This is a genomic window from Micromonospora sp. DT47, from assembly GCF_049844475.1.
Classification (GTDB): Bacteria; Actinomycetota; Actinomycetes; order Mycobacteriales; family Micromonosporaceae; genus Micromonospora.
Window position 1 is genome coordinate 81006 of sequence record NZ_JBNCLC010000024.1, and the last position, 9675, is coordinate 90680.

12 protein-coding genes and 3 tRNA genes are annotated in these 9675 nt (G+C 68.8%); 3 read left to right on the top strand and 12 right to left on the bottom strand.

Features of this window, described 5'->3' with window-relative positions; translation table 11 throughout:
• Positions 1-71: 71 nt before the first annotated feature.
• From rplK to ACLQ2U_RS27140, 11 genes are all read right to left on the bottom strand, one after another.
• Entirely contained in the window at positions 72-503 is a 432-nt protein-coding gene (rplK, locus tag ACLQ2U_RS27090; protein ID WP_425753748.1) for a 50S ribosomal protein L11, read from the bottom strand.
• Positions 504-690: 187 nt separating this feature from the next.
• A complete protein-coding gene (nusG, locus tag ACLQ2U_RS27095) occupies positions 691-1413 on the bottom strand; it encodes a transcription termination/antitermination protein NusG (protein WP_425753749.1) in 723 nt (240 codons plus the stop codon).
• A gap of 37 nt (positions 1414-1450) precedes the next feature.
• Positions 1451-1846, bottom strand: a complete 396-nt coding sequence (secE, locus tag ACLQ2U_RS27100; protein ID WP_425753732.1) for a preprotein translocase subunit SecE — start codon at positions 1844-1846, stop codon at positions 1451-1453.
• Between the two features lie 213 nt (positions 1847-2059).
• Positions 2060-2132 (bottom strand) — tRNA-Trp (locus ACLQ2U_RS27105).
• A gap of 126 nt (positions 2133-2258) precedes the next feature.
• Positions 2259-2651 (bottom strand): MaoC family dehydratase, encoded by a 393-nt coding sequence (locus ACLQ2U_RS27110; protein ID WP_425753733.1) that lies wholly within the window; start codon positions 2649-2651, stop codon positions 2259-2261.
• Between the two features lies 1 nt (position 2652).
• Positions 2653-3099 carry an FAS1-like dehydratase domain-containing protein gene (locus ACLQ2U_RS27115; RefSeq protein ID WP_425753734.1) on the bottom strand — a complete coding sequence of 149 codons (447 nt, stop codon included), beginning with the start codon at positions 3097-3099 and terminating at the stop codon, positions 2653-2655.
• A gap of 126 nt (positions 3100-3225) precedes the next feature.
• On the bottom strand, positions 3226-3393 hold the full coding sequence (gene rpmG, locus ACLQ2U_RS27120; protein WP_067301359.1) for a 50S ribosomal protein L33: 168 nt from the start codon (positions 3391-3393) through the stop codon (positions 3226-3228).
• 132 nt (positions 3394-3525) lie between these two features.
• A tRNA-Met gene (locus ACLQ2U_RS27125) sits at positions 3526-3598 on the bottom strand.
• A 26-nt stretch (positions 3599-3624) separates the two neighbouring features.
• Positions 3625-3697: transfer RNA gene (locus ACLQ2U_RS27130), tRNA-Thr, on the bottom strand.
• 95 nt (positions 3698-3792) lie between these two features.
• Positions 3793-6321 (bottom strand): putative bifunctional diguanylate cyclase/phosphodiesterase, encoded by a 2529-nt coding sequence (locus ACLQ2U_RS27135; RefSeq protein WP_425753735.1) that lies wholly within the window; start codon positions 6319-6321, stop codon positions 3793-3795.
• Positions 6322-6370: 49 nt separating this feature from the next.
• On the bottom strand, positions 6371-6514 hold the full coding sequence (locus ACLQ2U_RS27140; RefSeq protein WP_425753736.1) for a hypothetical protein: 144 nt from the start codon (positions 6512-6514) through the stop codon (positions 6371-6373).
• A 727-nt stretch (positions 6515-7241) separates the two neighbouring features.
• Here ACLQ2U_RS27140 and ACLQ2U_RS27145 point away from each other — a divergent pair.
• Positions 7242-7493, top strand: coding sequence for a hypothetical protein (locus ACLQ2U_RS27145; protein WP_425753737.1), 252 nt, complete (start codon positions 7242-7244; stop codon positions 7491-7493).
• A 223-nt stretch (positions 7494-7716) separates the two neighbouring features.
• Here the strand turns inward: ACLQ2U_RS27145 and ACLQ2U_RS27150 are convergent, their stop codons facing one another.
• Positions 7717-8295 carry a YcxB family protein gene (locus ACLQ2U_RS27150; RefSeq protein ID WP_425753738.1) on the bottom strand — a complete coding sequence of 193 codons (579 nt, stop codon included), beginning with the start codon at positions 8293-8295 and terminating at the stop codon, positions 7717-7719.
• Positions 8296-8526: 231 nt separating this feature from the next.
• On the opposite strand from ACLQ2U_RS27150, the gene ACLQ2U_RS27155 reads away from it, so the two are divergent.
• Both ACLQ2U_RS27155 and ACLQ2U_RS27160 read left to right on the top strand, forming a co-directional pair.
• Positions 8527-8832: a DUF6225 family protein gene (locus ACLQ2U_RS27155; protein ID WP_425753739.1), complete on the top strand. Its 306-nt coding sequence runs from the start codon at positions 8527-8529 to the stop codon at positions 8830-8832.
• Positions 8833-8917: 85 nt separating this feature from the next.
• Positions 8918-9427, top strand: a complete 510-nt coding sequence (locus tag ACLQ2U_RS27160) for an RDD family protein (RefSeq protein ID WP_425753740.1) — start codon at positions 8918-8920, stop codon at positions 9425-9427.
• Positions 9428-9675 lie beyond the last annotated feature (248 nt).

Consider the following 9675-nt stretch of genomic DNA (forward strand, 5'->3'; position numbering starts at 1 on the left):
TACTCCTGTGGTCTATGGCGGGCCGCGGTGACCGCGTGCCCTCCCACGAACTGATCTGTTGGTCGCCGACGTCAGTCGCTGACGACGATGCCCATCGACCGGGCGGTGCCGGCGATGATCTTCTCAGCCTGGTCGAGATCGTTGGCGTTGAGGTCGACCATCTTCTTCTCGGCGATCTCACGCACCTGGGCGCGGGTGACCGAGCCGACCTTCTGGCTCTGCGGCACGCCGGAACCCTTCTCGACGCCGGCAGCCTTGATCAGCAGCCGGGCGGCGGGCGGCGTCTTCAGCACGAAGGTGAAGCTGCGGTCCTCGTAGACGCTGATCTCGGCGGGGACGATGTCGCCCCGCTGAGCCTCGGTCTGCGCGTTGTAGGACTTGCAGAACTCCATGATGTTGACGCCGTGCTGGCCGAGCGCGGGGCCGACCGGCGGTGCCGGCGTGGCCTGGCCCGCCTTCAGCTGAAGCGTGAACGTCTTGACGAGCTTCTTCTTCGGAGGCATATCACTTCCTGGGGCTTGGAACTGGGAAAGGTGCCGGCCGCGGGCGCGCACGGTCAGCGCGATGCGACAGCGGCGACGTTCAAGAGTAGCGCAGCGCTCCGCCAACCCCCGCGCCGAGGTCGGACGGGGCGGCGGAACGAGTACGCCGGCGGCGGGCTGCTGCCCACCGCCGGCGACCGGGTACACGTCAGATCTTGGCGACCTGGTTGAAGTTCAGCTCGACCGGGGTCTCCCGGCCGAAGATCGACACCAGCACCTTGAGCTTCTGCTGGTCGGCGTTGATCTCGCTGATCGTCGCCGGCAGCGAGGCGAACGCGCCGTCGGTGACGGTGACCGAGTCGCCGACCTCGAAGTCGAGGACCTTGATCTCGGGCTTGGCCTTCTTCTGCTCGGTCTCGAGCGCCGGGGCCAGCCACTTGAGCACCTCGTCGAGGGAGAGCGGCGCCGGGCGGTCGGCCCGGTCGGTCGCGCCCACGAAGCCGGTGACCCCCGGCGTGTTGCGCACGCAGGAGTAGGACTCCGCCGTCAGCTCCATCCGGACCAGGATGTAGCCGGGGAAGACCTTGGCCTGGACCTGGGACCGCTTGCCGTTCTTGACCTCGACCTCTTCCCGGGTCGGTACCTCGACCTGGTAAATGAACTCCTCCATGTCGAGGGAGGTGATCCGGGTCTCGAGGTTGGTCTTGACCTTGTTCTCGTAGCCGGCGTACGAGTGCACCACGTACCAGTCGCCCGGGGCGTAGCGCAGCTTCTGACGCAGCTCGGCGACCGGGTCGTACTCCTCGTCCGGCACCGGCTCGGTGGTCGGGAATTCCGGCTCGCTGGCGGCCTCGACCGACTCGTCACCAGCCGCCGTCGCCACCGTGGACTGCTCGTCCGTGGTCTCGGCGGTCTCGTCGTACTCAGGCACGCTACTCACTTCCGTCACTATCGGCTCAGTCGGCCGGTCAGCTGGAGTTGCCGAACACCCACAGCACACCCTTCGCGAACGCGAAGTCGAGAAGGCCCACGATCGTCAGCATCACCGCGACGAAGGTGACCACCACGGCCGTGTAGGTCAGCAGTTCCTTGCGGGTCGGCCAGATGACCTTACGCAGTTCGGCGACCACCTCGCGGAAGAAACGCGCGATGCGGGCGAACACCCCCACCCTGTCGGTCTCGGTCCGGGTCGTCGGCTTGCTGTCGGCCGAACCGGCACGGGCCCGCGAACGGGTCGCGGTGCCACCCCGGGCTACCGGCTCGTCCGCGTCGGTGGCGTCATCGTCGGCGGCCACCTCGTCGACGATCTCGTCGCGCAGACCGTCGTCGCCGGCGTCCTCGCCGCGCCGCTTACTCTCGGCCACTTCGCCCTCCGTCGCGGGATGTCGGGTCGTACGCCGATTGGGCGTACGCGGCGCTGGTCACGCCGGCCGGACCAACCGTCCCGCGACGGGCCGCGGCCGGCGGATCGGACGAAGGGCCCCGATGCCTCGGAACCACCCCGCCGATGCCACCACCACGGGCCGGGCGCCGCCGTTCTGGCGACGCGACCCACGGGAACGGTCAGGCCTGAGGCGCAGGGGTGACAGGACTTGAACCTGCAGCCTGCGGTTTTGGAGACCGCTGCTCTGCCAATTGAGCTACACCCCTGTGCGGCGACGCTCGCCCCGCTCGGCCATGACGACCGGGCAGGGGTCACTTGCCCCACGGCGGACCAGTGTACGGGTAGCGCCCCGACTTTCCCAACCGGTCCCGCCCGTCACGTCGGGAAGACCGTCAGCGCGGCGTCCGGACCGTCGCCCGAGCCTGCGAGAGGACCTTCTCCCCCAGGCAGGTGGCGGTCACGTCGAGCCTGGTCAGGCCGTCTTCGGTGACCTCACGCACCACCGCGTTGACCTCGATCTCGGTGCCCTGGTCGTCGTCCGGGACGACCACCGGACGGCTGAACCGGACGCCGAATTCGACCACCGCGTCGGGCGACCCGGCCCAGGTGGTCACCGCCCGGCCGGCCAGCGCCATGGTGAACATCCCGTGGGCGATCACCCCGGGCAGGCCCACCTTGGTGGCGGTGCGATCGCTCCAGTGGATCGGGTTGAAGTCGCCCGAGGCGCCCGCGTAGCGGACCAGGTCCGCCCGGGTCACCCGGTACGTCTGAGTCGGCAGCTCCATCTCAGGCCTCCCCGCGTACGACGATCTTGGACCAGACGGCGACCACCGGCTCGCCGGCGGCGGTGCTGACGTCGGTGCGGGTGGTCAGGAAGCCGTGCCCGCCCCGGTTGGTGATCTCCTCGATGGTGTTCACGCAGACCAGCTCGTCACCGGCGATGACCGGACGGGTGTACGCGAAGCGCTGGTCGCCGTGGACCACCCGGCTGTAGTCGACGCCCAGCGCCGGGTCCTCGACGATCTGGCGGTTGGCGGCCATGGTGACCACCACGGGGAAGGTCGGCGGGGCAACCACGTCCGGATGACCGAGGGCGCGGGCCGCCTCCGGGTCGTGGTGGGCCGGATCGGTGGCGCCGATGGCGGTGGCGAACTCGCGGATCTTTTCTCGGCCCACCTGATAGGGGGCGGTCGGCGGGTAGGTCCGGCCGACGAAGGACGGGTCCAGGGACATGCCGCCGAACCTACACGGAAAGCACGAACGCCGATCCGTACGGGACGGGCGGCTCGGGCCGCGCCATCCGTGCGGATCGGCGTTCGGGTGTCGCTGCGGGACCGGGCCGGCAAAGCCGGCCGCAGGTCAGCGGGTCTCGCGGTGGATCGTGTGCTTGCCGTCCCGCGGGCAGAACTTCTTCAGCTCGATACGGTCCGGGTCGTTACGACGGTTCTTGCGCGTGATGTAGTTGCGCTCCTTGCACTCCACACACGCCAAAGTGATCTTCGGCCGAACATCGGTCGCCTTCGCCACGGCGGAGTGCCTTCCTCGCTACGGGTAACAACTACAGCGCATCAGCCTACGCAGGCAATGCGCGGACACACAAATTGGGCGCCTGTGGCGCCCGTCCCACCGACCACCGGGACGACGCCCGGCGGACGAGAGTAGCGGTGGCCGGACTTGAACCGGCGACACAGCGATTATGAGCCGCTTGCTCTGCCATCTGAGCTACACCGCCGCAGGCGGGTCCAGCCGGACCCTCTGAGCCCCCTTACGGAATCGAACCGTAGACCTTCTCCTTACCATGGAGACGCTCTGCCGACTGAGCTAAGGGGGCCTGCCCGATCACCCGGAGGGCGTCGCGCAGGAGATACATTACACGGCCCTGCGCAGGGGGTGAAATCGGATCCCCCGGTACGGCGTTTGCGCTGTTCAGAGCACGACGCGCAGGCGCGGAAGCTCCCCGGCGGAGATCGTCTCCGGGTCCACCTGGGCACCGAACCAGGCCTCCAGCCGCTCGTACGGCAGCGGGCGGCTGAACAGGAAGCCCTGCCCGATCTGGCAGCCGATGTCCTGGAGCAGCTCCAGGGTCAGCTCGCTCTCCACGCCCTCGGCGACCACGGCCAGGCCGAACTGCTGGGAGAGGGTGACCACCGCGTTGACGATCGCCAGATCGCCCGGGTCGGTCGCCATGCCCTGCACAAAGGAGCGGTCGACCTTCACCTCGTGCACCGGCAGCCGGCGCAGGTGGGCCAGAGAGGAGTCCCCGGTGCCGAAGTCGTCCACCGAGAGCCGTACCCCCAGGTCGCGCAGCCGGCGCAGGGTGGGGATCGGCCGCTCGGTGCCGTCCAGCACCCCGGCCTCCTTGATCTCCAGGGTGAGCCGCTGCGGCGGTACGCCGTACTCCTCGAGCAGCTCCCGTACGTGGGCCGGGAAGTGCTGGTCGGTGAGGCTGCGGGCGGAGAGGTTGACCGCCACGGCGAGCGGCTGCTCGCCGTGGCTCCAGTCCCGGCTGCGCCGCAGCCCCTCGCGGAGCACGAACTCGGTGAGCCGGCCCAGCTGGCCGGTGTGCTCGGCCACCGCGACGAAGTCGTCCGGGGCGACCCACCCGTGCGCCGGATGCTCCCAGCGGGCCAGACACTCCACCCCCACCAGGCGGCGGTCCCGCAGGGTCACCTTGGGCTGGAAGTAGACCTCCAGCTCGCCGTCGTCGAGCGCCCGCCGCAGGTCGCCGGCGAGGCCGAGCCGGCGCAACGACCGGGACTCCAGCGCCGGGTTGAACAGCTGCACGCTGCCGGGCACCGCCTTGGCCGCGGTCGCGGCGAGATCCACCCGCTGCAGCAGGGAGGCCGCGTCACTGCCGTGGTCCGGGTGTACGGCCACCCCGACGGCGGTGTCGACGTCCAGGGTGAGCGCGTCGAAGACCATCTCGTCGCGGATCTGCTCCCGCAGCTGGCCGGCGAGCTCCAGCGCGGCCTCGGCGCTCTCCAGCCGGAGTGTCACCAGGAACTCGTCGCCCCCGACCCGGCCGACCAGCGCCGACGAGGGCGCGCAGGCGCGCAGCCGGGCGGCGACCTCGGTCAGCACCTTGTCGCCCGCCGCGTGGCCGAGCGACTCGTTGACCTGGCGCAGCCGGTCGACGTCGAAGAGCAGCAGCGCCACCACCTCGCCGGGCGCCCGGATCTTGACCGCCTCGTCCAACGCCCCGCTGATCCGCCGCCGGTTGGGCAGCCTGGTCAACGCGTCGTGGTACGCGTCGTGGCGGAGCCGGTCGACCAGACGCGAATTCTCCAGGGCGACTGCGGCGTGCGCCCCGACCGTCTCCAGGAGCGGTACATCCGTGCGGGCGAAGTAGTTGCTGGCCCCGAGGCGGTTGACCACCTCCAGGGTGCCGATCGTGGCCTGCCCCGAGCGGAGCGGGACGGCGATGACGTCCTTGACCCCCTGCCCCGACACCGGCCCGCGCAGGTCGCCGTCGGTCGTCATGCCCCGGCCCAGGACGACGGTGCGACCCTCGTCCCGGGCCCGTTGCCGCAGCTCGGCCGGGGTCGGGGCGACGTCCAGCAGGCCGGAGTCGGCGATCCGCGACGTCAGCAGCACCTCGGGATGCCGACCCTGGGCGGGCAGCCACAGGGTGGCGTACTCCGCCTGCATCAGGGCCCTGACCCGGCCGAGCAGGGCGTCGGCGAGGGTCCCGTCCTGGCCGCTGCCGCTGACCGCCCGGCTGAGCTCGTACATGTCGGCGAGGGTGCGGTGCTGCCGGAAGAACTGCGCGTAAGCGCGGTAGACCAGGGCCAGGGCCGTGGTCAGCGTGCCCAGCAGCAGCAGCGACCACCAGGTGGTCGCGATCAGGATCAGGATGATCAGGCCGCTGACGATGTTCATCGCTGTGGCCAGCAGCATGGACGGGGACTTGCGGAACGCTTCCCGCCCGGCCTGCCAGCCCTGGAGGAGGGTGTGCACCCCGGCCACCGAGGTGATGCTGAACAGGCTGACCATGCTGGCCGCCACGAACAGGGTCAGCCATGTCCGGGGGCCGACCCCCTCGACGGGCGGGAACGCCTGCAGGGCCAGCACGGCCACCGAGGAGCCCGCGGCGGCACGGGCCACGTTGAACCAGAGCTTGGTGGGCCCCATCCGGTGCCGCAGGTGGGTGAGGACAGCCGCTAGCGTGTAGATGACGACGACCGTCAGCGGCCGGACGAAGTAGAACGCCAGGACCAGCGGAATCTCGGTGAGGGTGACCCCGATCGACTGGCGCCGGACGGTGAAGTTGAGCACCGGCAGGCCTGCCGCCACCATCGCCGCCAGCAGCACCGCGGCCAGCGGCCACTCCCCGAACGGCCGCGCGGCGGTCAGGCCGGTCACGGTCGAGCAGACCACGGCGAACAGGACCAGCGGGCCGGTGATCAGCCACGCGTGGTCGGTCGAACGGGGGCCGGTGCGGCCGGAACCCGCCATGCCGCCCCCTCTAGAGACCTTGCCGCCTCAGGTCGACCCCACCGCTGTATCAGCGGGGCACGGGCATGTTCCAGATGATGTCCATGGTCTGGGCGCCCCCGAAGTCCCATCCGTTGCCGACGAGGACGCCGCCCGCGATCGCCGCGAGCACGAGAAACGAGCCAAGCAGCCGGCCCAGCCTTCGACCAGACATGTTCGCTCCTGTCGGGGAGTCGTTGTGACGGGTGGTGGAGGTTCCACGATCGTGCCACAACCAGACTGACCCGCAAAGCGGACGGACGGCCGATCAGGGCTGTCCGCACAGGCCGATCCGATCGGCCATCGGGAAGTCGCCAGACGGCGGGCCTGAGGGGTACGACCAGCAATCAGATGTTGCGGCTTCGGCCTTTAGCCGTGATCCCCCATCCTCACTGACGAGCCGGGCTATTGCCGCAGAAAGTCCCTCACTCGGCACAACGACCCGTAACGGATTCGCACCTCTGCCACCGGGTGACGCCTCCACCGTGGCACCGTCATCGACACTCGACGATACCCTCCCCCGCCGCCGCGCCGGCACTCCGACAGCGACCGTCGCCCGGACCGCGGCCCATCGTGGACCGATTGGGACCGCCCGGCCATGAGCATGCCCCGCCGGGACGCAAGAACGCCAGACTTTCGTCGGACACCCGTCGGCCGTAGGACCTGAGTGCCGAACAGGCGCAGCGGGTAGCCGTCGCCGTCTTCCTGCCGGCCGACAGGTAGGACTTCCAGACCTTCACCGGATGCACACCGACGGCGTACCTGGCGCTGCGGCGGCGGTTCCTCGCCGACCATCCCGGTCACGCCCTCGACGTCGAGCCGCTGCCGGCCGATTGATTTCTTACAAGCGCCCGCACCGGCATCCGCCTCAGAATCGGCACATCACGACGCGAGGAGATTCAGTGAGCAAGGTGATCATGGGCTGCGCCGCCGTCTCGATCGACGGTTCCATCGCCAATGAGAGCGACGAGGTCGGCCCGCTATTCGACTGGGCGGGGAACGGCGCCCACGTGGCGCTAGTGCCGATGGCCGGGCGGCTGGCACGTCACGCTGCGACGCAAGCACCGGTCCTGGGAACATCACCGCGGTCGTCGGTCCTTGCTGATGACCACGGTCCACATCGGGGCGCCTTGGCCGCCGGGCGGGCGCAGTAGCGGTGAGCATTACAGTCTGCACGCCAATCGCAGCGTGTGGCTGCTCCTGTCCGGCCGAATCGTCTAATCTAGTCGTTCCCCGTCACGGGATCTCCCCGATCGGCAGGACCGGGTGCCTGGTAGACGGTCTCCGAGACCGAACGGCCCTCGTCCTGTGGGATCCTGTGACGAGCGGAATGAGTCACTACGATGTGTTGGACTGAATGTCGTGTCGCAGCGCAGTTCAGGGGCGTTCGCGTACGTGGGTGGCGAGCATCGCGCGCAGTTGCGATGGGTCCGCCGCCGCCTCGACCAGCCCACGTTTCGGTAGCACCACCGGCATTGCGCCGAGGCCCTTCGACGCCAGCAGGACGAACGACCGGTCGGTCTCGATGTAGAACGGATGGTGGGACCAGGCGATCGTTGCATCCTCGGTCGCGGACCGGAGGTGGATTCCGGTATCGGTCACCGTGGCCTGGACCGGCTGGGACAGCCACGGGTTTCCCCGCACGAGCAGGTGCGCCTGCCACTGATACATCGCTGCCAGGGCGAGCCGGACCAACAGGACGCCGAACCCCCCGATGATCGCTGCCAGTACCAGTACCACGCCCACCACGATCGCGGCAGCATCCGCCGGGAGTTCCCACACCTCGGCGGAGACGAGTCCTGTGACGACCGCGGCCAGCACGGCAACCGCCAGAATCGGAACAAGCCAGCGAACCCACCCGCGGCGTTGCTGGGCCGCGACACCATCGCGCAGATCATCGTGCGTCAGGGCGTAGTCAAGGCGAATCGGGTCCGCCGGGGCCGGCTCGGGCAACATAGATCAACACCATACTGGGACGGATCGCGTCGTGGCTCGCGGCCGACCGTTCCGGTCCCCATCGGCCGGACGCATGATCCCGCGCTGATCACCATCCGCGGGGGCCTGCCCGGGTAACACGCGCCGCATCCCCACCACGACCTCGTCGCGCAGCCACCGCCCGCTGTCCGTGTGTCAAGGGTTGCCTTGACGCGGAATCCCGCCGGGACTCGCTCCCCGGGTAGCCTCGCGGTGACGAGCAGCCAGGTGGAGCGGTACCGGCACGATGTTGAGCGGTGGACCGTCGGGCAGCTACGCGCTGCGCTGGATGGTCTTCCGAATGACATGGTGCTGAGGGCGGAGGTCGCTTTTGGCCCGAGTTCCGGTCATCCTGACCCGTGGGGCAACGATCAGTTCGTGGTTACCGACGTGATCGTGGATGACGGCGAATATCTGAGGTCAGATGAGTTGATCATTCGGGTGGATTACTCCTCTGATTGGTATGTCCGACCCGTGCGTTCAGCACCTGACGCGGATCATCCGGGCGCTGATGGATGACAAGCCTCGCCTCAGGGCTTGCCACCCCGCGCCCTCCGGTCCAGGCCGTTTTGGACGCTACTGAATGAACGAAAGAGGACATTAGTTGTTCGACTCCCCGATCGTCGGCTACCTCGATCGCGTTGCGTCAGTGGGTGATGCCAAGGGTCCTCGTTCAGGATCTCCGGCAGGCCTCATGTGGCGGTGCGCTGCCACCGCCATCGATATCGCCATCGCTGTGGCAGTGATCCTCGTTCCGCTTGTCGCGCTGGACCGGATACTTACGGCCGCGGGTGTCCCCGACAGCGAGGCCGGCCCGATATGGCGTACCACGGCAGCGATTTGGGTCCTGGCCTTCATTCTCCTCTACGCTCCGCTGAGCGTGTCGCGGTGGGGCGCAACCCTGGGCAAGCGCGTACTCCGGCTGGAAGTAGTGCGCTTCAAGGATGGCGAGCGCCTCGGCTATAGTGCGGCAGTCATCCGCCACTTCACCAATCTCGTACTCACGATGGCTGGCGTGTTGTGTGTTGCCAACGTATCGGTGATCAATCTCAGCCCGGATAGGCGCGGAATCCATGACAGGGCGGCGGGTAGTGCGGTGATCCACCGGAGGTGATCATTTCGGACTGCTGGATCAGAAGTGTCGTGCCGCGATCGGTCTTCCACAGCGTGCACTTTCTCCGGTATTCAACCCCGACCTCCGGTCCGCCTAGTGGATCCCGGTCTCACTCGCCGGCTCCGCCCGTAGACGCAGGTGATATCGCGTCTGCCGAATTCGCCTCTTAAGGATCAAGGCGGCCCGCAAAGCGGGCCGCGCCGGCCCGGCCCCGGCCTGCTGGCGACCTCCGGCCGGCATCGGCCGGG

Coding starts and splice junctions, on each gene's coding strand:
- rplK (WP_425753748.1), bottom strand. CDS start 503: ATGCCTCCGAAGAAGAAGCTCGTCAAGACGTTCACGCTTCAGCTGAAG.
- ACLQ2U_RS27110 (WP_425753733.1), bottom strand. CDS start 2,651: ATGGAGCTGCCGACTCAGACGTACCGGGTGACCCGGGCGGACCTGGTC.
- ACLQ2U_RS27115 (WP_425753734.1), bottom strand. CDS start 3,099: ATGTCCCTGGACCCGTCCTTCGTCGGCCGGACCTACCCGCCGACCGCC.
- ACLQ2U_RS27135 (WP_425753735.1), bottom strand. CDS start 6,321: ATGGCGGGTTCCGGCCGCACCGGCCCCCGTTCGACCGACCACGCGTGG.
- ACLQ2U_RS27140 (WP_425753736.1), bottom strand. CDS start 6,514: ATGTCTGGTCGAAGGCTGGGCCGGCTGCTTGGCTCGTTTCTCGTGCTC.
- ACLQ2U_RS27150 (WP_425753738.1), bottom strand. CDS start 8,295: ATGTTGCCCGAGCCGGCCCCGGCGGACCCGATTCGCCTTGACTACGCC.